This is a genomic window from Sphingobacterium siyangense, assembly GCF_023277505.1.
Taxonomy (GTDB): domain Bacteria; phylum Bacteroidota; class Bacteroidia; order Sphingobacteriales; family Sphingobacteriaceae; genus Sphingobacterium; species Sphingobacterium siyangense.
In genome coordinates this window covers 5,871,658-5,897,735 of record NZ_CP080574.1, presented here as the reverse complement: position 1 = coordinate 5,897,735, position 26,078 = coordinate 5,871,658, and the positions used below count along the sequence as shown (strand labels likewise).

Genomic DNA, 26,078 nt, shown 5'->3' with positions numbered 1-26,078 from the left:
ATGACGATCAAATCAGTATTAGTCAGTCTATCGCTGGCTGCTGTCGTGCAACAGGTGGTAGCACAGCAAGATACGGTACGGTATATAGGAAAGACATTATCCAATGTAGACTATCACCACGGACAGCTGACACCTGCTGTGGGTACGCACAATATCCAGGTATTTCGAGCAAACAGAGAATTTCCTGAATTGGCCGGCGGACACAATTTTACCTATAACCATCAGCCTTTTTTAGCGTATTGGAATGATACTTATTATTTACAGTTTCTGAGCAATCCTATTGGTGAGCATATCGCGGAAGGAAAGACCTTGTTGCTGACGTCAAAAGATGGCCGCAATTGGTCTAATCCAACGGATTTGTTCCCGACTTATCTGGTTCCGGAAGGTTTTACCAAGCCAGGACATACTGATAAGGCCGGGAAAAATTTATATGCAATCATGCACCAACGTATGGGCTTTTATCATGCAAAGAATGATAAACTGCTGACGCTCGCATATTACGGTGTAGCCCTGGATGCAAAGGACGATCCAAATGATGGAAATGGTCTTGGACGTGTCGTTCGGGAGATCCACAAAGATGGTAGCTTTGGGCCGATCTATTTTATCCACTTCAATGCCTCTTTCGATGAGAAGACCGCAAAATATCCGTTCTATAAGAAGAGTAAGGACAAGGCATTTGTACAAGCTTGTGACGAGTTGCTCGGCACGCCGCTTATGATGCAACAATGGGTAGAGGAGTCCGACCGAAACGATCCGTTAATTCCTTTGCAACGTCCGGTAAAAGCGTTTTCCTTTTATCATCTCAATGATGGAAGGGTCGTCGGTTTATGGAAGCATGCATTGACATCGATGAGCAAGGACAATGGAAAGACCTGGCAATATTCACCGTTGCGTGCCCCCGGATTTGTGAATAGCAATGCAAAAATCTGGGGACAAAAAACATCCGACGGGCGCTATGCAACAGTGTATAACCCATCGGAATTCAGATGGCCGTTGGCCGTATCGACCAGTAATGATGGATTGAATTACACGGATTTGTTATTGGTTAACGGGGAGATCACCACTATGCGTTATGGCGGTAACTATAAGTCTTATGGACCGCAATATGTTCGTGGTATCGTCGAAGGTAATGGTGTTGTTCCCGATCGTAACATGTGGTTGACGTACAGCATGAACAAGGAAGATATTTGGACTGCAGTTGTGCCTGTTCCGATCAAATCTACCGTAGATGAGGCCGTGAACGACGATTTTGCGAAAAATGCAGGACAAGCCTATAACAACTGGAATATCTATAGTCCATTGTGGGCAAGTGCCAAGGTTGAAGGAAAAGCGTTGGTCTTGCGTGATAAAGATCCTTTTGACTATGCGAAGGCAGATCGTGTGATTCAATCGGCCCAAAAAGGGACCATTGAATTTACGGTGACGCCACAGCAAAATGATCATGGCTCTTTACAGATCGAATTGGTGAATGATAGTGGCTTAGCAGCTGCGCGAATTATCATGGACAAAGACGGCATTATTAAAAATAAAGCCGGGTACCGAAATGCTTCGTTGACGAAATATGAGGTTGGAAAATCTTACCACTTTGTGTTAACTTTCGATGTGAACACCCGTTCTTATCAAGTTGCCATTAATGGCGAGGACAAAGGTATGAAGCTATTTTTCCAACCCGTAAGCAACGTGAGCAAAGTGTCGTTCCGTACGGGCGATGTCAGAAGGTTTCCCAATGCGGATACGGAAACAGATCAGGACTTTGATGTCGAAAATGCGGGAGCTTCGGTAAAAGAAGCTACTTATCAGATTACTTCGTTGAAAGCTCAAAAGCTGAAATAAATGAGACGGTTTATTGTACATATAGCTTTATTGGTAGCCGGTTTTTCGGCAAAGGCGAATGTCATATTGCCGAATATTTTTGCGAATCACATGGTTTTGCAGCGCAACCAAGCGGTCGCGATTTTTGGTTCAGCGAGCCCTGGCGAGCAGGTAAGCGTAGCTTTTCAAAACCAGTTGAAGACGACAGAAGCCGATCAAAATGGTCGTTGGAAAGTTGAACTAAAAGCCATGCCGGCTAATGCGGTTGGACAGACGTTGACCATCAGGGGAAACAATACGATCGAACTTAAAGATGTTGTGGTCGGTGAAGTATGGTTGTGCTCGGGCCAATCGAATATGGAATACCAAATGCGTAAAATTGAGAAAGTTAAAGCTCCGTTGAGAGGTACCTATTTCCCTAAAAATGAAGTTTCAGAAGCAAACAATCCCAATATCCGAATTTTTTTAGTACGCCGAAAATTTCTGGCCAAGCCGGATGGCCAATATCAGGGCTGGGCTGTAGCACGGGATTCGGCACTGCGTCAATTTTCTGCACCGGCCTATTTCTTTGGGAAAACGCTACAGCAAGAATTAGGTGTTCCTGTAGGCATTATTTCATCAGCTGTGAGCGGCAGCAGAATCGAGCCTTGGTTCTCTGAAGAATATTGGGCAGGTTCACCTTATCTGAAAGATAAAAAGAAAGAAGGCGATCCCGGTAAATTCTTTCATACGATGATTGAGCCATTAGCGCCTTATACCTTAAAAGGATTTGTTTGGTATCAAGGTGAATCCAATACCTTTTTAAAAGAGAATATTAGTTATAGTTATAAAATGAAGGCGCTGATCGAAAATTGGCGGACTCTTTGGGAGAACCCCAAATTACCGTTTTATTTTACCGAGATCGCACCTTTTTATTATTCCCTGGACGAAAAAGATCATGTCCGTATGCCGAGAACGGTGTTGCCGGAATTTCGGGAAGCCCAAGATCTGGTTTTACAATTGCCGCATACAGCACGTATCATTACGACGGATTTGGTCGATGATCCACACGATCTCCATCCAAGTTATAAATGGGAAATCGGTCGTCGTCATGCCCTTAAGGCTTTAAAATATGTCTATCATAAAAATATTGTAGCCGATGGCCCTGAACTAAAGATCGTAAAATATCAAGGCAAACAAGCAAGGGTAAAATTGAAACATGCGAAAGGCTTAAAGGCCATTGATGGTAACCTCTTAACATCATTTGAAGTTGCGGGTGAGGATGGCATCTTTTATCCAGCACAGGCTGCTATCAACGGACAGACAGTCATACTTGAAAGTGACCAGGTACAGCAGATCCGTCAGGTTCGGTTCGGATGGGACGAAGTCGCGCAACCCAACCTGGTGAATACCGCTGACCTGCCGGCCGCACCTTTTAGAACAAATAATCCATTACAACATATTAAATTGAAATAGTCTTTAGCGATCATGAACTTGAAAACAAAAATAGCGTTATCCTTACTTTTTTTTGGGACTATGGGATTGCAGGTATCTGCCCAAAAAACAGCGAGCCAATACCTCTCTGGAACAGGAAAGGATGATGGTGTGTTATGGGATTTTTATGTGACCGAAGGCTTGAACGCTGGGAAATGGACTAAAATACCAGTTCCCTCCAACTGGGAACAACAGGGCTTTGGGAAATATAATTACGGCTTCAATAAAGAGGCTGATAAAGGCAAAGAGGTCGGTCACTATAAATATAGATTTAATGTATCCGATGCCTGGAAAGATAAGCAGGTTCGGATAGTTTTTGAAGGTTCGATGACCGATACCGAAGTCAAGATCAATGGTAAGCTGGCTGGCGCTATCCATCAAGGATCATATTATGTTTTCAAATACGATATTACAAAACTATTGAAATTTGGCGAAGAAAATCTATTGGAGGTCCATGTTGCTAAGCATTCGGCAAACAAGTCAGTGAATGCGGCGGAACGGGAAGGTGACTTCTGGATTTTCGGCGGCATTTTTAGACCGGTCTATTTGGAGGCTCTGCCCCTGCATCATATTGAACGTGTTTCGTTGGATGCAAAAGCCGATGGTACATTCCGGGCTAAAATTGCCACGGTGGGAGAAGCGGACGAAATTACGGTTCAACTGCTTGATGCAAAAGGAAAGAAATTTGGAAAACAGCTGAAAGCAAAGCTGTCAGACAAAAACAATTGGCTCGAGGGACAATTTTCAGCTCCGCAATTATGGTCTGCTGAATTTCCAAACTTATATATAGCACAATTTACCTTGTCGAAAAATAGTAAGGTACAGCACCAGCTGGAGCAAAAATTTGGTTTTCGAACCATAGAAGTGAAAGAACGTGATGGCGTGTATGTCAATGGCGTAAAGGTTCGATTTAAAGGTGTCAATCGGCATGCGTTCGTTCCGGAATCCGGACGGACGACGAGTAAAGAAGTTAGCATTGCCGATGTGAAACTCATGAAGGAAATGAATATGAACGCTGTTCGGATGGCCCATTATCCACCAGACAATCATTTTCTGGCTGTCTGTGATTCATTGGGTTTATATGTCATGAACGAGATAGCGGGCTGGCACGGGCACTACGATAAGGAAGTCGGTACTAAATTATTGCGGGAGATGATGGTGGTATCCGAAAATAATCCGTCCGTTGTTTTTTGGGCAAATGGGAATGAAGGTGGGCATAATCCGGATTTCGATCCCATCTTCGCAGAGGAGGATATTCAAAAACGTGCCGTGATTTATCCTTGGGCCGTACATGATGGTTTTGAAACAACCCATTACCGGGAATATAACTATGGTATTGGTACCTATGATCATGGACACAATATCATTATGCCGACGGAGTTTTTGCATGGCATGTACGATGGCGGGCATGGTGCTGGATTGGAAGATTATTGGAAAGCGATGCTTGCCAATCCCCTTGCTGCGGGTGGTTTTCTTTGGGATTTTCGCGATCAGGGGATCGTTAGGACAGATAAAGGCGGTATTATAGATACTGATGGAAATCGCGGTTCGGATGGTATTATTGGTCCACATGGCGAAAAGGAAGGAAGCTTCTTTACCATAAAAGAAGTTTGGAGTCCTATCTTCTTTGAAAAACGAGAAATGACAAAAGGATTTGATGGTTCGTTCCATATTGAAAATAGATATTCTTTTACCAATACTAATCAGTGTACATTTTCGTACGAACTCAAAAAGTTAGGCGGCTATGATGAAGTGAAAGCAACAAAAAGCGGAACGATTGTCGCTCCCAATATCCGCCCCGGTGATAAAGGGATTTTAAAAGTTGATTTCCCTACGGGTTGGGAGGACTTTGATGTCTTATATCTTACCGCAAAGGATGTGCATCAACAGGAACTCTTTACCTGGAGCTTTCCGATTACATTGCCGAATCAGGTGGCAAGTAGCCTTCTGAAACCAAATGGAACAGGGGAGATTGCCGTACAGGAGACCGCGAATGCCTATCTGGTGAAAGCGAATGGCATTCGCTTTCAAATCAATAAGAGAAGCGGATTGCTGGAGCAGGTTCAAAATGCCAAAGGAATAATTCCTTTCAAAAACGGACCGGTTTTGCAGGAAGCGGCGACAAATTATAAGAATTTCAAATTGGGCCGTGAGGAAGGGAAAGTGATTATCGCATCTACTTTTGATAAAAAAGATAGTTATAATACCTTGCGTTGGGAAATCCTTGCTTCGGGACAGTTGAAAATGCATGTTCAATATTTTCCTGAAAGTTATTTTACACGTTTTGTTGGAGTGAATTTCGATTTTCCAGAAGATCAAATCGAAGGTGTTGAGTATCGGGGAATGGGCCCTTATCGGGTTTGGAAAAATCGGATGAAAGGGAATCAGTTTGGCGTTTGGAAAAAGAAGTACAATAATACCGCAACGGGCGAATCGCCATTCGAATATCCCGAATTTAAAGGGTACCATGCCAATATGTATTGGACCAAATTTATCGGAAAGGATCAAAGTTTCCGCGTGTTTACCGATCGGGAGGATGTGTTTCTGCGTTTATATACGCCAAAAGGACAGCAAGATACCGAATGGAAAAACATGGAACCTACTTTTCCGAAAGGCGATATTTCTTTTATGAATGGTATTTCAGCCATCGGCACGAAAACACAAAAGCCAGAAACGACCGGGCCTATGGGCATGAAGCACGTTTACTACGATTTTGAGAAGGAACCGAGCCGGGCGCTGCATATGGTCCTCTATTTTGATTTTGAAAACTAATGAAAGCAGGAACTGTCATATCTACTGTAATGGTCTTCTTGTCGATCTTGTGGCATCAAGCTACAGCGCAGATCACTGTTGCAAACCTGCGGACTGAATTACGTTCGAATCCGATCGGTATAGATGCCATTGCTCCAAGACTGAGCTGGCAATTGCAGGGCAGCGGGCGGTCTATCCGACAAGAAGCCTATCGGGTTTTGGTTGCTTCTTCACAAGAAAAACTGGATCAGAATATCGGCGATTTTTGGGATTCTGGGAAACAGCTTTCGAATAATTCTACGCATGTTATTTATGCAGGCAGCGCTCTGCGGAGCCGCATGGGAGTGTTCTGGAAAGTAAAAGTGTATACGAATAAGGGTGAAAGTAGCTGGTCTGAGCCGGCGGGTTGGACCATGGGACTGCTGCATTACAAGGATTGGACAGGACGCTGGATTGGTTTTGATCAGTACTTCCCGACAGACAATGAAAAGACTGGTCAATTGGCTGCCCGTTATTTCAGAAAGGAATTTATAACAACCAAGCAGATTAAGCAGGCTACAGCCTATGTGATGGGGCTCGGACTTTATGAGTTATATATCGACGGCAAGAAGATAGGGGATCAAGTACTGGCTCCAGTGTCTACGGATTATACCAAGAACATTAAATATAATGTTTTGGATGTAACAAAATCACTTTCGCAGGGTAAACATGCGCTTGGTGTCATTTTGGGAAATGGACGGTTTTATGCCATGCGTCAAGCAAAGCCCTATAAAGTGAAAACTTTTGGATTCCCAAAAATGCAGATGCAGCTTATGCTGACTTATACGGATGGTTCAACAGAGGTCATTAAGACCGATGATTCGTGGAAAGGAACGACCGAAGGACCCATAACGGCAAATAACGAATATGACGGTGAGAATTATGATGCCAGAAAAGAACTAACGGGTTGGGCAAATCCGGATTATGACGATAAAACATGGTTAAAGGCTGCTTTTGTGCAGGAGCCCGGTGGCAATTATGAAGCGCAGTCGGAAGGTATGAAGGTGATGCGAGATATTGCACCGGTTTCGATCGTCAAAAAGTCTGAAGGAAAATACATCCTTGATTTCGGACAGAATTTCTCGGGTTGGGTAAAGATGACGGTGTCCGGTACGCGTGGAACAGCAGTGACATTCCGTTTTGCAGAATCTTTGACCGAAGACGGCGAATTATTTACGACCAATCTGCGTGACGCGAAAGCAACGGACCATTATATATTAAAAGGTGGCGGAAAGGAAACCTGGGAGCCGCGATTTACTTATCATGGATTTCGTTATGTCGAAGTCAGCGGCTATCCGGGTGTAGCTTCAAAAAGTAATTTTGTTGGCCGTTTTGTCTACGACGATATACCCGATGCAGGAACCTTTGTGTCTTCCAACACACTCATCAATCAGATTCATCAGAATGCATGGTGGGGTATCGCTTCCAATTACAAAGGTATTCCGGTAGATTGTCCTCAACGCAATGAGCGTCAGCCCTGGTTGGGTGACCGTCCAGTCAGTGCATACGGTGAGAACTTCCTCTTTGATAACGCCAATTTTTATCATAAATGGCTCGAAGATATTCGGCTGTCCCAAAAGGAGGATGGCGCGTTACCGGATGTTGCACCAGTTTTCTGGCGCTACTATAGTGATAATATCAGCTGGCCAGGAACTTATCTATTTATCGCCGATATGCTCTATCAGCAGACCGGAGATCTACGCATTTTGGAAAAACATTATCCGGCCATGAAAAAATGGATGGATTATATGCAGGCCCGTTATACAGGCCCGGGCGGTATCATTACCAAGGACAGTTATGGAGATTGGTGTTTCCCACCGGTAACCATTGAAGCCGGCAGAGGTAAGATTGCCGATAAAAAATATCCAAGCGCATTGATCGCGACATCTTATTACTATCATTTGCTACAGACCATGGCCCGCTTTAGTGTCCTCGTCGGCAACGGACAGGATCAAGCTAACTTTTTGGATCGTGCAGCGAAGATGAGAGTCGCATTTAATGCCGCTTTCTATCACGATGCAGGATATTATGGTAGCAATTCATTGACTGATAATTTATTGGCGCTATCTTTTGGCTTAGTCGAAGATACAAACAAAGAAAAGCTCAGTAAGCGGATTGTGGAGATTGTCGAAATAGAAAATCGGGGGCATCTGAGTACAGGACTTATCGGAACACAATGGATTATGCGTGCGCTCACCGAAATCGGACGAGCAGATCTTGCCTATAAGATTGCAACCAATAAGACCTATCCTTCCTGGGGTTATATGGTCGAAAATGGGGCCACAACAATTTGGGAACTATGGAATGGCAATACAGCCCATCCCAAGATGAATTCACAAAATCATGTGATGATGTTGGGCGATCTCTTGGTATGGCTCTATGAGGATTTAGCGGGTATCAAATCAAAGGAGCATGCCTTTCAGACTGTTGTCATGAAACCGCAGGTCGTAGCAGGGTTGGATCATGTGGATGCAAGCTACAAAAGTGTTTATGGAACCATTCAATCCAATTGGAGCAAAAGCAAATCGGCTTTTGAATGGAAGATTTCTATTCCGGCCAATACCAAAGCAGAGATCTATCTGCCCACAACAGTACGGTCATCTATCCTGGAAAGCAACCGAAAATTAAAAAACGATAAAGATATTCAGATCCTACGACAGGAAAAATTAGGCACTTGGTTCATGATCGGATCCGGAGATTACCAGTTCAGCATTAAATTATAACAATATGAAAAAGACTTTGTCAATCTTTATCCTCAGCTTGTTTGCACTGAGTTTGTATGCACAGGACAATTCAACGGAGCAGAAAAAATCGCAGGAGTGGACTGCAGAGCTCAAGCTTGCCAATCCTGCAAAAGAAGAAAAGATCAAAAGCTTGATCTTGAACCATTTGATAGCCGTGAAAGAGTGGCATAATAGCCATCCGATTAGTACTGTTCCAGCAGGAATAAATCCGTACACGGGCGAAAAATTAAGTGATATGGATCGTTCCATTATTGCAGATTCAGCGCAGCCCGATTCTATACACAACAACTTGATGGCTGGTTTGCGTCAAGAGCTTGAAGAGCAACAGGTTGCTTTTATCTTGGACAAATACACGATCGGAAAAGTTGATTTCACCTTAAAAGGATATAAGGCAATTGTCCCAGATCTGACAGCAGTTGAGGAACAGACCATCCGTAAAAATTTAGAAGAAGCCCGCGAAAAAGCAATAGATTATAAAGGGATTAAGCAAGTTTCTGCCATTTTTGAAATTTACAAAAATAAATGTGAAGCTTACTTAAATGCCAACGGCCGCAATTGGCGTCAATTATTCAAAGATTATGTGGCAAAGGTAAAATCCGAAAAAGAAAAGCAACAAAAATAGACTTGAGTTTACCAAATCAGTTCCAATAAAAAACAAACATCGTATGCGTTGGCAGGGGAAAAAACAGTTAAGATGCATACGTATAAAATATCGATAAACAGATGAAGATAAAGATCAAATTGGCAACAGCCCTATTGTTTTTATGCTCCTTGAGTTCTTACGGACAAAATCCGACATTAAAAAAATGGCAAAAAGGGGTCATAAAAGATGAGTTTATTTATGATACGGCATCTTTCCCTTCCTGCCATTCCGCTACCATGGCAGAGACAGACCAAGGTTTGGTTTATGCCTTTTTTGGTGGAACGAAAGAACGTCATCCCGATGTGGAGATCTATGTGAGCAGATTTGAAAACGGCAACTGGTTAGCGCCAGTGTCGGCAGCGGATGGTGTACAACCGGATGGCAAGCGCTTGCCGACCTGGAACCCAGTTTTATATCAAATACCTAACGGAGATCTCTTGTTATTCTATAAAATTGGGCCTAAACCATCGGAATGGTGGGGCATGCTCAAACGCTCCAAAGATGGCGGTAAGACCTGGTCTGCTGCCGAAAAGTTGCCTGAAGGCTTTATTGGACCGGTGAAAAATAAGCCTGTTCTTTTGCAAAATGGCACCCTGCTGAGTCCTTCCAGTACGGAAGGAAGTGGCTGGAACATACATTTTGAAGCGAGTTCGGATTTTGGTAAGACCTGGCGCAAAATAGGTCCAATCGCCCGTGGTGCAGATAATCTGGATGCCATACAACCGAGCATACTTGATCACGGAAATGGTCAGTTGCAAATATTGGCGCGCACACGCAACCGTGCGGTCGTAACATCTTGGTCTAAGGACTGGGGCGAACATTGGACCCCACTGGAAAAAACGACGCTCCCCAATAATAATTCGGGTACAGATGCTGTAACATTGAAAGACGGTCGGCATGTACTGGTGTATAACCACGTGCTTCCGGAAGGTAACTTAGCCAAAGGGGCGCGTACACCATTGAATGTGGCTTTTTCCAAAGATGGCAAGCAGTGGCAGGCCGCACTTATACTTGAGGATTCGCCAATCAGTCAGTATTCTTATCCCGCAGTGATTCAAACCAAAGATGGGCTATTGCATTTTGGCTATACCTGGCGTAGAAAGAAAATGAAACATGTCGTCGTAGATCCGAAGAAAGTGAAGTTAATCCCGATTGAGGATGGCATCTGGCCAACAAAAAAAGGATATAAAAAACCAGACCCTAATGCATATGTTAAGGAAGAAGATTAAGTTCGTTTGTGCAGTCTGCTTGTTTTTTGTCTCGCTTGTTGTCCAGGGGCAGGACAGCTTACTCAATTATGAACATAAATTTAAGCAGCCCCTGGAAAAAGTTCTGGCAATGATGCAAGAACGGTATCAGGTCAAGATCAAATATGATCCACGCAATGTCAAAGACATTATGGTGGACTACGCACCTTGGAAGTTTAGGGCAGATCTTGTGGGCACAGAAATCAATCTACTGTATCCATTGGGTTTTAAACTGCAGGAGGAAGCCAAGCCCGATACCTATAAATTAAAATCATACGAATACAACCGCTGGAAACCACAGGAGGGTTGGGATTTTCTGAGCTTACTGTCCAAAAAATATACGGATAAGGCAAGTTGGGAAAAGAGAAAAGATCAATTGCGTGTTGCGTTGAGACAAGCGATGTACTGGGATAAGCTGAAAAGTATACCGAATCAACCCATTCGATTGGGCAGGGTACGTCGCTATGCGGACTACCAAGTTCAGAATTTTGCCTTAGAAATTATACCAGGGGTCTATATCAATGGCAGTATCTATTCTCCGCTCAAACAGAAGAAAAACATTCCTGTGGTATTATCTCCTGACGGTCATTGGCCACAGCAGCGGTATCGTTCGGATGCGCAGAAGAGATTTATCACCTTGGCTCGACTGGGCTGTATGGCTGTAAGCTATGACCTATTTGCCTGGGGGGAGTCTTTATTGCAGTTTGCTGGTTCAGATCATCGCAGCAGCGAAGCCATGTTGATGCAGACCTGGGGCGCTGAACGTATTTTAGATTACGTAACCAGCTTGCCACAGGTAGATCAAAAGCGAATAGGAATCAGTGGCGGATCGGGTGGTGGTAGTCACAGTATTTTGATGGCTGCCTTAGACGATCGCTTTACGTTGGTGGCTCCTGTCGTGGCGATGTCCTCCTACTTCTTTGGTGGATGTCCCTGTGAGAGTGGACTGCCCGTGCATTTTGTCTGTGGCGGGACCAATAATGTCGAACTGGCTGCGATGACAGCGCCCAAACCACAGCTGATCATCTCCGATGGTCAGGATTGGACGAAGGAGACTGCTATCAACGATTTTCCATACCTGCAAAGGATATACGGATATTATGGGCAGCAAAATCAGGTACGACACGCACATTTTCCTGAGGAAGGTCATGATTTTGGCTATAACAAAAGACAGGCGCTCTACAAATTCCTGCTAGATCATTTTCGTTTGGATCAAGCGAAAGCTGCCGATAACATCGCGGAGACCGGTATTCAGATCGAGCCAGAGGAGTTGTTATACAGTTTTGGAAAGAAGGGGGAAAACTTACCAAAAAACGCGATTCGTGGGATGGAACAATTGAAAGCATTGTTAAAATCATATCAGATTGAACTATGATGAACCGAAAAAAATTTATATGCGATACCTTGGCCTTAATTGGTGTAGCAGCGCTGCCTTCTGCTGTCTTTGCCGCACCTAAGCAGCGTTACAATGTCGCCGTAATTGATCTGATGATTTTAAAGCGGCAAAAACTAAGTGCATTTGACCTGGCAAAAGAAATAGGAGCGGATGGGTTGGAAGTTGATATGGGCGGATTGGGCAACCGGATTACTTTCGATAGTAAGTTGGGCGATCCTGCGCAACGGAAGGCCTTTCTTGACAAAGCAAAGGAAACCGGAATAACGATCTGTTCGTTGGCCATGACCGGCTTTTATGCACAGTCTTTTGCTACGCGGCCGACTTATCAGCAGATGGTAGGGGATTGTTTGGACACTTGTCAGAAAATGGGGGTTAAAGTGGCTTTTTTGCCTTTAGGCGTGACGTGCGACTTGGTTAAATATCCCGAACTGCGACCTGCTATCGTCGAGCGTCTTCGTATAGTAGGTGAAATGGCAAAAAAGGCCGGTGTGATCATCGGGATTGAAACAGCATTGGATGCAAAAGCTGAGGTTGAGCTTTTAAAGGAAATTGGGTCCAAACATATCCAAATCTATTTTAATTTTTCCAATCCGTTGAAAGAAGGGCGTGATCTGATTCAGGAGCTGACTATTTTAGGAAAGAAGCGGATCTGTCAGATTCACTGTACGGATGAAGATGGTGTATGGCTCGAAAATAACAAACGACTGCATATGCCTTTGGTAAAACGGACCTTGGACCGTATGGGCTGGCGCGGTTGGCTCGTGATCGAGCGATCTCGCGATGCTAATCTATCACCACGTGCCGTCAAAGAAAATTTTGGTGCAAATACACGTTACGTAAAACAGGTGTTTCAATGAAATTAAACTGGATAATATCGCTTGTAGTGGTAGTAATGGGCATGCAGGGATGTCGAAGTCTTCCGATTGGAAAGCGGCTGAATAAGATACTGTTGCGTTCCGATCAGGTAGGGGCTGGACAGATGCCCGCTGAGCCAGAAAAGGTGCAATCCCCTTTTACGGCATGGAATGTCCAGCGGCCAACATTTCCGATGCGACAAGATACGGTATGGCCGAATGACGATATTCAGGGTAAGCTCGATCAGCTTGCAGCTCATGGAGGAGGTACGTTAGTACTGAAAGGACACCACCATACAGGACGTATTACGCTAAAATCCCATATTAATCTAAAAATGGATGAAGGTTCCGTTTTGGAATTTAAGAATGAAATTAATGATTTTCTGCCTGTGGTGTTTACACGGAACGAAGGGGTAGAATTATATAGTTTGGGGGCTTGTATTTACGCCAATGGGGCAGAAAACATTGCCATCACGGGATCAGGTAGAATTATTGGCCCCGGTGAAGGCAACGTCCGGAATAAAACCATGACGCATGACGTCATTGAAAATATTGTCGACAGTAATACGCCTGTTGAGCAGCGGATTTACGATGGGAAGACCGCAGATTTCATCTTTCCACCGGCACTCATTGCGCCCATTAACTGCAAAAGGGTCTGGATTGAAGGTGTATCGCTCGAGCGTACGGCTTTTTGGAATATCGTGCCCACTTATTGTGAGGATGTCGTGATCCGTGGAGTCCGCATCCATTCTATGGGTATACCACGTGGGGATGGGATCGATATTGAATCATGCAACCGTGTACTTGTGGAGTACTGTACTCTGAATACCGGCGACGACTGCATTGCCGTGAAAGCAGGACGTGGATATGATGGACTGCGGGTGAACAGACCTTCGCAGGATATTGTTGTCCGCTATTGTTTTTCGGAAAAAGGTCATGGTGGGTTTACGATCGGTAGTGAGACTGCCGGCATGGCCAAGCACGTGTATGTCCATGACTGTGTGTTTGGAAAAACCAATGTTGGTATCCGTTTTAAGACGAGAAGGCCACGGGGTGGTGGCGGATCTGATATTTACTTTGAGCGTATCCGGATGCAGGAGGTCGAATCAGCTTTACGCTGGGATATGCTGGGACAGGCCCAACATGTAGGCAATCAAGCTAGCCGTGATTTCGAAGTTCAGAAGAATGCTCTGACACCACGTTTCTCGAATATCCAAATAAAGGATATATATATTGATGCGGCTAAAAACTGTATTAAGATTGAAGGTATTCCGGAGTCTGTTTTGGAAAACGTATCTATTGATCGTGTTTTCGGACGCGGTGACCGGTATTTGTCGATTAAAGATGCTAAAAATATCAAGATTAAAAATAGTGTTTTTGTGTGTAAAGATACCAGCGTTTCGACAATCAATGTTTCGGGACTGATACAGGATCGTGTCCGCGTGATGACTGAAGCGCCTTAATAGTTGGATATGAATACAGTCGGGGAAAAAAGAAAAAGAATGAAGAATATTGTAAAAAAGGGAATCGTTTTAGGAAGCATTTTTCTGTTATTGCTTGCTATGCCCATAGTTGGTATGGCCAAGTTATCAGTAACGCGTGTTTTGATAGAAGGACGCGAAAACCCATTGGGTATAAATACATTAAAACCTTCATTTAGCTGGCAATTGCACAGCGATAAATTTGATGTACAACAACAAGCTTATCGTATCCGGATCAGTAAAAGCACTCGTTTTGCAAAACAGGATATACTTTGGGATTCCCAATGGGTAGCGACAGAACAATCCCTAAATTTGTTATACCAGGGAAGCCCTTTAGTTACAGGTACAAGTTATTACATCAGGATACACGTTCGTGATAATAAAAACGAGACAGCCAGAAGCGCGGTACAACGATTTCATACGGGATTGCTGAATGCAGAAGATTGGGGGAATGCCCGATGGATTGCTAAAGATATATTACCGGATTCGTTGGTCAATCCACTGCCACTAAGCTCCAGTAAGCTTCGGTTGGATAAAACTTACGACCTTCCGGTTTTCAGGAAATCAGTTCAGGTGAAAAAGAAGATCAGTTCGTCAATCGCTTATGTGGCAGGCTTGGGACATTACGAGTTGCTATTGAACGGCAAGCGGGTAGATGATGCAGTGCTACAGCCGGGTTGGACAAAATATGACAAAGAAGCCTATTATGTGGTTTACGATCTTACCCAAGCCTGGCAACAGGGAAAGAATACTATCGCTGCCCTATTAGGAAATGGGTTTTATTATATCCCACCAATTAAAGGCCGATTTCAAAAACATAAAGTTGCTTTTGGCCTGCCAAAGCTCAAACTTAAGATCGTCAATACCTACACGGACGGGACGCAAGAAATCATCGTTAGTGATGCCGACTGGAAAACACATCGGTCGCCAATTACTTTTTCCAGCATGTATGGGGGCGAGGATTATGATGCACGAATTTTGCATGAGGATTGGTCAGCTCCTGCTTACGATGACCGGAACTGGCAGCAAGCGGTCATAACGGATGGACCACATCTACGGGCACAGGATATCGATCCGGTGAAAATTATGCAGCGCTTCGCACCTGTTGGATTTCAGCAGGCTGATGGGGGGAAACGGATCACCTATGATTTTGGACAGAATGCATCAGGCATAGTCACCATGCAAATGACCGGGCAAGCTGGTGATACCGTACGGGTGTATCCGGCCGAATTGCTGACAGCGGATGGACGCCCTAGTCAAAAACATTCAGGAAGCCCCTATTATTATCAATATATTTTTGCAAAAGATGGGGCTGTGTCCTGGCAGCCACGTTTTACGTATTATGGATTTCGTTATGCCGAAGTTCAGTTACATCCTGCCGGTAGCAAAGCGGTTCGGATGGATGCGATACAGTTGGCCCATATCCGGAATAGTACAGCGCAGGTAGGAAGCTTTCAAAGCTCCGATACGCTATTTAATCAGATCCATGGATTGATCAATTGGGCTATTAAGAGTAATATGGTCAGTGTCTTTACCGATTGTCCACACCGCGAAAAATTGGGCTGGCTGGAGCAGTTACATTTAATGGGGCCGTCGGTACAATTTAACTTTGATGCTGAACGCCTGTTTGCCAAGTCGCTGCGAGATATGCGACAATCTCAGACAAAGGATGGTCTGGTTCCTGAAATAGCGCCCGAATATGTACAGTTTGACTGGGGGGGCGATATGTTCAGGGACTCACCCGAGTGGGGGAGCAGCTCGATTATCCTGGCCTGGTATGCCTATCGCTGGTATGGAAACAACGCTTTTCTTGCCGATAATTATGCCATGATGACCCATTATATCGATTATTTGGGCTCCAAGGCGAAGGACCATATTTTGACACAGGGCTTGGGTGACTGGTATGATTTGGGACCAGAGCGTCCGGGTGTTTCCCAGCTGACTACCCCGGGAATCACGGCTACGGCAATCTATTACTATGACCTCAAACTGATGAAAGAAATTGCTACGCAGCTTGGAAAAAAAGAAGATGCCAAAAAATTCGAGACGTTACAGCAGGCTGTATTCAATGCGTTCAATCAGCAATTTTATCGACCTCAGGAGCATAGCTATGGCTCTGGTAGTCAGACAGCGCTGGCCATGCCGCTCTACGTTGGTTTAGTACCTCAGGAGGCTGAACAGGCAGTCTTTGACAGATTAACAAAAACGGTCTGTCGAAACGATACAGCGTTGACGGCCGGAGATATCGGTCATCGTTACCTGTTGCAGGTGTTGCAGGCCAACAACCGTGATGACCTGATCTATGCCATGCATCACCGTGATGACAGGCCCGGATATGGTTATCAGCTGCGGAAAGGTGCCACAGCACTGACCGAATCCTGGGCGGGGCTCCCGAATGTCTCCAATAATCATTTTATGCTCGGACACCTGATGGAATGGTTTCATACCGGTCTGGGTGGCATACAGCAAGCTGCAGGTTCTACCGCATTTAAAAATTTTCGGATCGAGCCCAAAATGATGGACCTGCTGAAGGATTGTGAAATAAGTTTTGGAAGCCCTTATGGGAAGATCTATTTTAACCGGGAACAAGCGGAAGTGTACAAGTTGGAGATCCCCGTCAATAGCCAATGTACCTTGGTATTGCCCAAAGGAAGCTATCTGGTTAATGGAAAACAGCTGGACCCCGATCTCGTGTTGTCTGCGAAGGAGCAGGTAGAGCTGAAGTTGGGTTCCGGAAAATATACCATCACAAAGTAAAAACAAGCAAGCCCCCTGTCGTTAAAAGTAGCATGGACGATGGTTTTGCTGTCACATGGGGGACTTGAAAGCAACGATGAAAGAATAACGATTATAGATGAGACAACTGAAAAGAATACTAATATTGCTGTTTTTTGGATTGCCAGGCTGGACATCTCGGGCACAGGCCCAAAGAATTTCCAGTGCGGAAATGACAAAAATTTATCAAGAAGTAAAGACACCTTACAAGTACGGGCTCGTGCTGGTTCCGCAGCATAAAGGTGAGCTGATGGACTGTCCAACGCTATACAAAGCCGGAAAATATTGGTATATGACCTATATTGTATTTGATGGAAGTGGTTATGAGACCTGGTTAGCGCAGAGCTCGGATCTCCTGAATTGGAAGACCCTGGGGAAACAGCTCTCTGTGGCACCCGACGGCAGCTGGGATGCCAAGCAGCGAGCAGGCTACAATGCCTTGGTTGATACAAAATGGGCCGGAAAATATAAACTCAATACCTATGCTGGAAAATATTGGATGTCCTATTTCGGTGGTTCTACTGCAGGTTATGAGCCTGAACCTTTGTCGATAGGAATCGCTTATACCGGTATGAAACCCATCAAACCCGTCCAGTGGCAGCAGCTGACCAATCCAGTCCTAAACAGTACAGACCCAGATGTTTCTTGGTGGGAAAACCGTCATAAGCTATTTAAAAGCTATGTCATTGAAGACCCTGATAAAAATACGGGACATCGTTTTGTGATGTATTACAATGCTGTGGGCGATTCTTTGGCGAACAACAAGGCAACCCGCTGGTATGAACGCATTGGTATGGCCGTATCTGACGATATGAAAACCTGGAAGCGTTTTCAAAAAGATCCGGTGGTTCATCATCCCATGGGTATCACAGGCGACCCCATGATCCAGCGTATACATGACACCTGGGTAATGTTCTATTTCGGGGCATTTTGGAAGGATCGTAAGGGCGCATTTAACCGCTTTGCAGCATCCAAAGATCTGATCCATTGGACGGATTGGGAAGGCGCCAACCTAATTGAATCAAGTGAAAGCTTTGATCAGCAATATGCCCACAAGTCTTTTGTATTGAAAACGGAGGGTATCGTCTATCACTTTTATTGTGCCGTAGATAGCAAAGGTAACCGCGGCATAGCCTTGGCGACCTCTAAAGATTTAGGCCGGAGTAACCTGCATTTTTAAGATCTTAAACCAAAAACGAGAATAGCCCTTAGGCAATCATCATCTATGGAGGGCCTCTCCACCTGAGTTTTGAAACTAGGGTAGCATAAATACCCTAAAATTGATTAATAAATAAATAGGCAACACTTTCATTGACGGCAATGAAAGCGGTGCTAATAAATCACCATTTGAACATGAAGTTACATTATTTTATTTCCATGCTCTTTTTACTGCAGCTTCAACTTGTATCTGGACAGGGACCTGCCAAAATAAGCTTTAATGATAGCTGGCATTTTACATTGCAGGACCGGTTGGGCTACCGCCTGCAGGATATCAATCCGCAGGCCTGGGAATCGGTCAAACTGCCTCATGACTGGAGTATCAACGCTGATTTTGCTGCTACTTATCCCGCAGGAAATGCCGGTGGAGCATTGCCGGGCGGAATTGGCTGGTACAGTAAGGAATTTAAATTGCCGGCAGCAGATCAGGGCAAAAGTATACAACTCTACTTTGGCGGAATATATCGCTACTCGGAAATATGGATCAACGGTGTTTATTTGGGAAAAAAGCCCAATGGTTACCTTTCCTTTACACTGGATCTTACGCCACACCTTAAGTTTGGGAATCAGCCCAACCGGATTGCTGTCCGTGTGGATAATAGTAAACAGCCAAACTCCAGGTGGTATTCGGGCTCCGGAATCTACCGCGATGTCTACCTGATCAAGAGCAGCGCAGTACACCTCGATGAGCAGGAGACTTTTATCACCACGCCCGAAATCCATGGTGAACTGGGGCAGCTGAAAATACTTTCCAAATTGAACAAGCTGTCCCGTTCTAATGGAGTTGCAGGGAAGAAATATCAAATTACGGTATGGGATCCCAATGGCAATCTGCTGCTGAAAAAAACAGGGGTTGAGAAAGATGGATATATTGATGCATCACTTCAAGTGGAAAAACCCCAGTTGTGGGATCCAAAGTCGCCAAATTTATATCGCGTGCAACTCACTCTTTTAAATAAAAATAATACAGTTGAAGATCAAATTGAAAAGCGTATCGGATTCCGGACAATTCGGTTTGATGCAAAAACAGGTTTTTACTTAAATGGCGCATCTTTGAAGATTTATGGAGTCTGCATGCATCACGATTTGGGCGCTTTAGGGGCCGCTTTCAATAAGTCCGCTGCAAAAAGGCAGCTTGTCATGATGAAAGAAATGGGCGCCAATGCTATTCGCACTGCGCATAACCCACCGGCAGAAGAGTTACTCGATCTTTGCGACGAAATGGGAATTTTGGTTTATAATGAAGCATTTGACATGTGGAAAAAGCGAAAAAATAAGTTCGACTACCACATTGACTTTCCTACGGAACACCTCAAGGATATTGAAACATGGGTGCGTCGAGACCGCAATCATGTTTCGGTTATCCTATGGAGCATCGGAAATGAAATCCGAGAACAATTTGACTCCACGGGTATTGCCTTAACGCAAGAAATGGCCAAATTGGTAAAATCTCTGGATCCAACACGCCCCGTTACTGCTGCCTTGACCGAAAATAATTATGTAAAGAATTTTATCGCACAGGCAGAGGCTTTGGATGTACTGGGCTTCAACTACAAACATGAAGATTATGATAAATTACCTGTAGAATTCAAAAATATACCGCTGTTGGCATCAGAAACTGTTTCTGCCCTAGAGACTAGAGGGGTATACGACAAGTTGCAAGATACGATTCAGCTATGGCCAGCATCATCAAAAGACAAATATGTCGTCAATGGTAATCCCGATTTTACGGTTTCGGCTTATGATAATGTTGCTGCCTATTGGGGTACAAGCCATGAGAAAGCCTGGCTAGCGGTTAAGAACCGTCCTTTTTTGGCGGGAACATTTGTCTGGACCGGCTTCGATTATCTTGGGGAGCCTGTTCCTTACCCTTATCCTGCAAGGAGCTCCTATTATGGTATTGTTGATCTTGCTGGTATTCCCAAAGATGTGTACTACATGTATCAGTCTGAATGGACAAACCAGGATGTCCTTCATCTTTTACCGCATTGGAATTGGAAAGCTGGCGACAGTGTAGATGTATGGGCCTATTATAATAAGGCTGATGATGTCGAACTATTTCTCAATGGAAAGAGTCTGGGAACTTCAGCTAAAACCGCAGATCGTCTGCACGCCAGCTGGAAGGTGCCCTTTGAAAAGGGGGAATTGAAAGTCGTTAAAAAACGAGATGGTAAAGTTGTTCAGGAAGCGAGTGTCCGCACGGCTACAGGAGCACATGCAGTAAAAGTTTCTGTGGAACATGAAAAATTTGCCACTGGAGAATCCCGAGACCTTTTTTTTGTGACCGCAGAACTGGTGGACAAGGCAGGACAGTCCGTGTTGCACAATGATCAGGAAATTGAGTTTATTGTAAAGGGAAATGCGAAAGTGCTCGGAACCGATAACGGATTTCAGGCCGATCTAAGGGGCTTACATCAGCCCAAAAGAAAAACATTTAAGGGAAAAGCATTGGGAATGATTCAAAAAATGGCCGACACACCCTGTACTGTGATCATCCGCTCGGCTTTAGGTGACAAACAAATAACGATCTAAGTCCAGCTATTCATTTATGATAAAGAGACAGCTGGATCTAAACAAATAAAAAAATAACCACATTACGCAAATAAATCTAAAAACTCAATATGAATACAAACAAGATTAATCTCGGGAAAATGACATTGGGGGCCGCTGCTTCCGGTTCAAAGTATCCGATGTTAATGCTCTTTTGCAGCAGCTTTATACTAGGCGGGGCACTCTTCTCCACTGCTGTGTCAAATGCCGCTACGCTTCATAAAGTCACGGTCAATCAGGTAAAAGAAATAAAAGGTAAAGTTACGGATGAGCAGGGAAATCCAATCGTGGGCGCTACTGTGGCGCTTGGTAATTCGACGCAGACCACTTCGTCCAATGCTTCTGGAGAATTTATCCTGAAGCTGTCAGGTGAAAGTGGCTCCATCAAAATTACATCATTGGGTTACGCTGAAAAAGTGCTGACCGTAAAAGCTGGAAATAGTGTCAATGTGGTGCTTAAGAAAAATGATCAGGCATTGGACGAAGTCGTGGTCATCGGTTACGGTACGGCCAAACGTCGGGACTTGACAGGAGCGGTAGCTTCGGTCAAATCAGAAGAAATTATGATGACGCCTACGGCTAATGTCATGGACGCGCTTCAGGGAAAAGTCTCCGGTCTGGATATCAGCAAATCATCCGGACGTGCAGGTGCCAATGTCAGTGCGAGCCTACGGGGCAACAGATCCATCAATGGTGATAATAATCCGCTCTATATTATTGACGGTATCCCAGGTGATTTTACCAGTTTAAATCCAAGCGATATCGAATCCATAGACATTCTCAAAGATGCATCATCTACGGCAATCTATGGCTCTGCAGGTTCAAACGGTGTTATTATCATTACGACAAAACAGGGAAAAGCCGGTAAAGCAATCGTGAATTTTGATTCCTATTTTGGATATAATGGATTTCCCAAATACCCCCATGGGTTGGTCGGAGACGATTATATGAAACTGAAAAGGGAAGCGTACCGGGGTGAGCATGGTAACTATCCGGAATTTGCCAATAATATTTTTAAGAATCCCGCACAGCTGGAGGCTTTTGAAAATGATAAATGGGTGGACTGGATGGACTTGGTCTTAAAAGACGGAATCCAGCAGAACTATAGCTTTTCAGTGAATGGCGGGAATGAAAAAACAAAAGCTTTTTTGTCACTCAACTACAACGATGAAGAAGGCCTTATAAAAAATGATAATAGTAAAAAATACGCTGTAAGGGCAAATATAGATCATAAACTCTCTGACCTGTTTAAAGTAGGTACGAATCTACAGTATACGTATAAGGATAATAACCAGGCTGCACAAAATGTATTCGGTAATAGTTTGACCTTTTTGCCTTTAGGTGATGCTTTTGATGCCGACGGTAATATCAATCATATTCCAGTGGACGGAGTCACCAACCCTTTATCCGATCAGATTAAGGATCAGTATAAAAATAATATCCTGAACAATTATTTTGCAGGCAATGCCTATCTTGATTTTACGCCGGTCAAAGGATTTTCCTTTCGTTCAATTTTTGGTGCGACGATTGGCTCTCAACGGACGGGAAGATATTTTGGCTCGCAGTCAATTGCAAATCCGGAGGCTGGATTCAAATTGCCTGCAGCTGTTATCATCAATGACAGAAATTACAACTACCGTTGGGAAAATATCCTGAATTATGAATTTAACCTACGTGAAGATCATCATTTTGCGCTTACTGCAGTCACATCATGGTCAAAAAACCAAGCAGAGCAGGCCTATGCGGGCGGATCGGGATTCGACCTCGACTCCTATTCTTTCCATAACCTCAGTGCGGCCACAACTTCCGTAATCCGCTCTTCTTATATTGGTTCACAGTCAATGTCTTATGTAGGTCGGATCAACTATAACTATCAAGGACGGTACTTGCTATCCTTGTCAAGCCGTTGGGACGGTGTTTCCCGACTCTCGGCAGGCAACAAATGGGATGTATTTCCAGCGGGAGCTTTTGCCTGGCGCCTGAGTGACGAGCAGTTCTTTGCGCCATTGAAAAGCAAAATATCGGAGTTAAAGCTACGCGCTGGTTATGGTATCACCGGTAATTCTGGTGGTGTAGGGGCTTACGGTACGCAAGCAGGAGGATATAACGCACCTAAGCCGGTAGGTTTTGGCGAAAGTACGCTCGGCCCGGCCTTTATTCTGAATCAACAACTGGCGAATAGGGACCTGGGCTGGGAGAAGTCGTATACGACCAATATTGGTCTCGATGCGCAATTCATGAACCAAAGAGCCAACCTGACCATTGATTGGTACAATACGGAAACAAAAGATCTACTCTTTCTAAGGGATATGCCAGCTTCATTAGGCGGTTCCTGGGGTGCCCCTTTCAAGATGTGGCAGAATATTGGTGCAACGAACAACAAAGGATTTGAACTGACCTTAAATACAAAAAATATTCAGGGGGAAGGGGTTACCTGGAATTCAACATTGACTTTTGCAGCGAATAAAGAACGTGTGACTGCACTACCCGGAGGAAAAGACCTGATTTCAAATAACCTATTTTTAAATCAGCCGATCAGAACATTCTTTGATTATCAATACCTCGGCATCTGGCAGGAAAGTGAAGCGGAGCAGGCAGCCTTGTTCAATGCTAGGCCAGGTGATATTAAATTAGCCACCGATGGTACGGTCAATGAAGATGGTACCCATGCCTATGGTGCCAACGATAAGCGCATTCTCGGATCAGCGGTCCCGAGATGGACCGGTGGATTTCAGAATAATTTTAAATACAATAACTGGGACCTTTCGGTATTTTTAACCGCAAGATGGGGGCAGATGCTGTCCAGCAACCTGATCACACGATATGATCCGACAACAGGCGTGGGAAATAGTCCCGATGATATAGATTACTGGACACCAGAAAATCCAGACGCTTATTTGCCAAGACCAGGATTACATTCCTCGACCAGTGGTTATATCGGGTTTGATGCGTTGAAATACGTGGATGGATCCTATTTCAAGATTCGAAATATCACCTTGGGCTATAGTTTGCCGAAATCATTTATTAAGCGGCTTTCCATGGAACGTTTCCGTTTTTATGCAACCGCTAACAATCCGTTCATCTTTACGAAAAGCAACTTGTTAAAGTATCAGGATCCCGAATCCAACGGTTCGGATAATTTTCCTTTGACCAAGCAGTTTGTTGTAGGATTGAATGTTACTTTTTAATGCCAATATGTTATGAAAATCAACTATTTTAATATACTGTTATGTGCTGGCCTTTTTCTAAATTCCTGTAGTCTTGATGAATATAATCCCTCAGGGGTCACTGTGGATAAAGTCGCAGAAAATAAGGCCGGTTTCGATAAATTAATCAATAGCTGTTATTTTGATTTGCCACGTTATTTCTATGGGCGAAACTTCTTACTTGTTACCGAAGGAGGAACAGATTTATGGACTTCCGATCTCAATTCAAATAACAACCAAAATTATTTAAAATATGCTTCCGGTGGCTCCATGTCCATAGACATGGCTAAGGATTACTGGAATGGTGCTTATGATGCCATCAATTACTGCAACATCGTCATCGGTAGAGTAGATCAGGTCAAAGATTTTTCTAGTGAGCAGGAAAAACAGGAAAAAGTTGCCCAAGCTTATTTTTTAAGAGGATTGTATTATTTTCATTTGGTCGAACAGTTTGGTCCTTGTCCGCTCAATCTTACGGAGACAACTACAGCCAATACTGCCGCCATACGTACACCTGTGTTGGAAATTTATGAAAAATGTATCCTGCCCGATCTGAGATTTGCGGCAGAGCATTTGCCTGTAGGACCTACAGAAGCCGGGCGGCCAAGCCAAAAGGCTGCATTGGGACTATTGGCTAAGGCCTGTTTGCAGACAAAAGAATATAATGCCAACCAATATTTGGAAGAAGCGCTGCTGGCGGCAAAGAAATTGATTGATAACCAGGCAGGCTACAATGTACGCCTTTACGCCTCCTTTATAGACAATTTTAATGCGGCAAATAACAAGAAAAACGCCGAAGCACTTTACCAGATTCCTTACTCGCAGGAGTATGGATCTACCAATGTATACGATCACAACAATGATTTTAAGCGTTTTTACTGTACACCGACGACCTTTGGTGCCATACAGCTTTCCGGATTTCAGACCGAAGTAGGGCGTTGGTCCGGTGGAACATTTATGCCGAGCAAATACCTGCTTGATGTATTCAAAAATAGCGATAACACCTTAGATCCCCGTTATGGTGTTTCATTCCAAACACAGTGGACCTCCAATGCCAATTACAACTGGAGCAGAGATGCTGTCGTGCAATTTGACCGTGATGAAAATGCTGTCTCCGTCGGGGCTAACCTTCCCAAAGGAAGTCTAGCGATTAAAATAGCCCGTAGCGAGGAAACCGGCTACGCCGAAGAGAAAAAGACCCAATTTCAACAGCATTATATTTGGCTTGACCTCGAAGATGTCTATGGATCGGATAATAAGGTCAAAATGAAATATACGCGGACAAACCAGCAGCCGGGACAGGTGGACAATCCATTCATCGGTTTTTATCCATCTCTAGTGAAATTCAATTCCGGATCGTTAATCAGTCCGAAGGCAAACAATTTTACCAGCGACGCCTATGCTACTGTCATGCGCCTGGGGGAGGTATACCTGATTGCTGCTGAAGCTTCCTTTTATCTGAACGGCGCCAATGCCACAGCCGCCAGCTACATCAATGTGTTACGCGACCGGGTTGGAGCCAGACAGATTACAGCTGGGGATCTTACGGCCCAGTTTATACTCGATGAGCGCGCCCGTGAATTATGTGGTGAGTATACACGTTGGTATGACCTGAAAAGAATGGGCAAATTGAACCGCTCCTATCTGATGGCGGTCAACCCTGATGTAGGACAATATTTTAAAGATGGCGTACATGGCCTTCGGCCTATTCCGCAGGGACAGATGGATGCCGTCAGCAATCCTGGCGAATTTGTTCAGAATAATGGCTATTAATAGCCCTATGTAGCAGATGGATGAACAGATGGTAGCGCGTTATGGTATGAACTCGCTCTTCCATGGTCATTGAGCAAAAAAATGTGCCTGCTTTAGTCTGTCACAGGACTAAAACA

The 26,078-nt window shown here is 44.3% G+C and carries 14 protein-coding genes; all 14 read left to right on the top strand.

Annotation, left to right across the window (positions count from 1 at the left end; all coding sequences use genetic code 11):
* The 14 genes from K2F45_RS24845 (at position 1) to K2F45_RS24780 (ending at position 25,962) form a co-directional block, all read left to right on the top strand.
* Positions 1 to 1,833, top strand: a complete 1,833-nt coding sequence (locus tag K2F45_RS24845; RefSeq protein ID WP_083663854.1) for an exo-alpha-sialidase — start codon at positions 1 to 3, stop codon at positions 1,831 to 1,833.
* Positions 1,834 to 3,267 carry a sialate O-acetylesterase gene (locus tag K2F45_RS24840; protein WP_075994337.1) on the top strand — a complete coding sequence of 478 codons (1,434 nt, stop codon included), beginning with the start codon at positions 1,834 to 1,836 and terminating at the stop codon, positions 3,265 to 3,267. It begins immediately after the preceding gene.
* 12 nt (positions 3,268 to 3,279) lie between these two features.
* The gene (locus K2F45_RS24835; RefSeq protein WP_075994336.1) at positions 3,280 to 6,057 is read left to right on the top strand and encodes a glycoside hydrolase family 2 protein; all 2,778 of its coding nucleotides are present in this window, start codon (positions 3,280 to 3,282) and stop codon (positions 6,055 to 6,057) included.
* On the top strand, positions 6,057 to 8,798 hold the full coding sequence (locus tag K2F45_RS24830) for an alpha-L-rhamnosidase (RefSeq protein WP_248932602.1): 2,742 nt from the start codon (positions 6,057 to 6,059) through the stop codon (positions 8,796 to 8,798). The genes K2F45_RS24835 and K2F45_RS24830 overlap by 1 nt, the downstream gene beginning before the upstream one ends.
* A 4-nt stretch (positions 8,799 to 8,802) precedes the next feature.
* The gene (locus K2F45_RS24825; protein WP_248932601.1) at positions 8,803 to 9,441 is read left to right on the top strand and encodes a DUF3826 domain-containing protein; all 639 of its coding nucleotides are present in this window, start codon (positions 8,803 to 8,805) and stop codon (positions 9,439 to 9,441) included.
* Between the two features lie 101 nt (positions 9,442 to 9,542).
* Positions 9,543 to 10,691, top strand: coding sequence for a sialidase family protein (locus K2F45_RS24820; RefSeq protein WP_248932600.1), 1,149 nt, complete (start codon positions 9,543 to 9,545; stop codon positions 10,689 to 10,691).
* Positions 10,672 to 12,084 (top strand): glucuronyl esterase domain-containing protein, encoded by a 1,413-nt coding sequence (locus tag K2F45_RS24815; RefSeq protein ID WP_248932599.1) that lies wholly within the window; start codon positions 10,672 to 10,674, stop codon positions 12,082 to 12,084. Before K2F45_RS24820 ends, K2F45_RS24815 begins: the two co-directional genes overlap by 20 nt.
* On the top strand, positions 12,081 to 12,962 hold the full coding sequence (locus K2F45_RS24810; RefSeq protein WP_075994331.1) for a sugar phosphate isomerase/epimerase family protein: 882 nt from the start codon (positions 12,081 to 12,083) through the stop codon (positions 12,960 to 12,962). The genes K2F45_RS24815 and K2F45_RS24810 overlap by 4 nt, the downstream gene beginning before the upstream one ends.
* Complete coding sequence (locus tag K2F45_RS24805; RefSeq protein WP_248932598.1) at positions 12,959 to 14,422, top strand: glycoside hydrolase family 28 protein; 1,464 nt, start codon at positions 12,959 to 12,961, stop codon at positions 14,420 to 14,422. The genes K2F45_RS24810 and K2F45_RS24805 overlap by 4 nt, the downstream gene beginning before the upstream one ends.
* Before the next feature lie 39 nt (positions 14,423 to 14,461).
* A complete protein-coding gene (locus tag K2F45_RS24800; RefSeq protein ID WP_248932597.1) occupies positions 14,462 to 17,197 on the top strand; it encodes a family 78 glycoside hydrolase catalytic domain in 2,736 nt (911 codons plus the stop codon).
* A 97-nt stretch (positions 17,198 to 17,294) separates the two neighbouring features.
* Positions 17,295 to 18,395: a glycoside hydrolase family protein gene (locus K2F45_RS24795; protein ID WP_075994328.1), complete on the top strand. Its 1,101-nt coding sequence runs from the start codon at positions 17,295 to 17,297 to the stop codon at positions 18,393 to 18,395.
* A 173-nt stretch (positions 18,396 to 18,568) separates the two neighbouring features.
* Positions 18,569 to 20,965, top strand: coding sequence for a glycoside hydrolase family 2 (locus tag K2F45_RS24790; RefSeq protein WP_075994327.1), 2,397 nt, complete (start codon positions 18,569 to 18,571; stop codon positions 20,963 to 20,965).
* A gap of 89 nt (positions 20,966 to 21,054) precedes the next feature.
* Complete coding sequence (locus tag K2F45_RS24785; RefSeq protein ID WP_248932596.1) at positions 21,055 to 24,171, top strand: SusC/RagA family TonB-linked outer membrane protein; 3,117 nt, start codon at positions 21,055 to 21,057, stop codon at positions 24,169 to 24,171.
* A gap of 12 nt (positions 24,172 to 24,183) precedes the next feature.
* Complete coding sequence (locus tag K2F45_RS24780; protein WP_248932595.1) at positions 24,184 to 25,962, top strand: RagB/SusD family nutrient uptake outer membrane protein; 1,779 nt, start codon at positions 24,184 to 24,186, stop codon at positions 25,960 to 25,962.
* Positions 25,963 to 26,078: the final 116 nt, after the last annotated feature.

What these genes read in the sequence shown, in the direction of transcription:
- K2F45_RS24845 (WP_083663854.1), top strand. Translation starts at nt 1, where the DNA reads ATGACGATCAAATCAGTATTAGTCAGTCTATCGCTGGCTGCTGTCGTG.
- K2F45_RS24840 (WP_075994337.1), top strand. Translation starts at nt 1,834, where the DNA reads ATGAGACGGTTTATTGTACATATAGCTTTATTGGTAGCCGGTTTTTCG.
- K2F45_RS24835 (WP_075994336.1), top strand. Translation starts at nt 3,280, where the DNA reads ATGAACTTGAAAACAAAAATAGCGTTATCCTTACTTTTTTTTGGGACT.
- K2F45_RS24830 (WP_248932602.1), top strand. Translation starts at nt 6,057, where the DNA reads ATGAAAGCAGGAACTGTCATATCTACTGTAATGGTCTTCTTGTCGATC.
- K2F45_RS24825 (WP_248932601.1), top strand. Translation starts at nt 8,803, where the DNA reads ATGAAAAAGACTTTGTCAATCTTTATCCTCAGCTTGTTTGCACTGAGT.
- K2F45_RS24820 (WP_248932600.1), top strand. Translation starts at nt 9,543, where the DNA reads ATGAAGATAAAGATCAAATTGGCAACAGCCCTATTGTTTTTATGCTCC.
- K2F45_RS24815 (WP_248932599.1), top strand. Translation starts at nt 10,672, where the DNA reads ATGTTAAGGAAGAAGATTAAGTTCGTTTGTGCAGTCTGCTTGTTTTTT.
- K2F45_RS24810 (WP_075994331.1), top strand. Translation starts at nt 12,081, where the DNA reads ATGATGAACCGAAAAAAATTTATATGCGATACCTTGGCCTTAATTGGT.
- K2F45_RS24805 (WP_248932598.1), top strand. Translation starts at nt 12,959, where the DNA reads ATGAAATTAAACTGGATAATATCGCTTGTAGTGGTAGTAATGGGCATG.
- K2F45_RS24800 (WP_248932597.1), top strand. Translation starts at nt 14,462, where the DNA reads ATGAAGAATATTGTAAAAAAGGGAATCGTTTTAGGAAGCATTTTTCTG.
- K2F45_RS24795 (WP_075994328.1), top strand. Translation starts at nt 17,295, where the DNA reads ATGAGACAACTGAAAAGAATACTAATATTGCTGTTTTTTGGATTGCCA.
- K2F45_RS24790 (WP_075994327.1), top strand. Translation starts at nt 18,569, where the DNA reads ATGAAGTTACATTATTTTATTTCCATGCTCTTTTTACTGCAGCTTCAA.
- K2F45_RS24785 (WP_248932596.1), top strand. Translation starts at nt 21,055, where the DNA reads ATGAATACAAACAAGATTAATCTCGGGAAAATGACATTGGGGGCCGCT.
- K2F45_RS24780 (WP_248932595.1), top strand. Translation starts at nt 24,184, where the DNA reads ATGAAAATCAACTATTTTAATATACTGTTATGTGCTGGCCTTTTTCTA.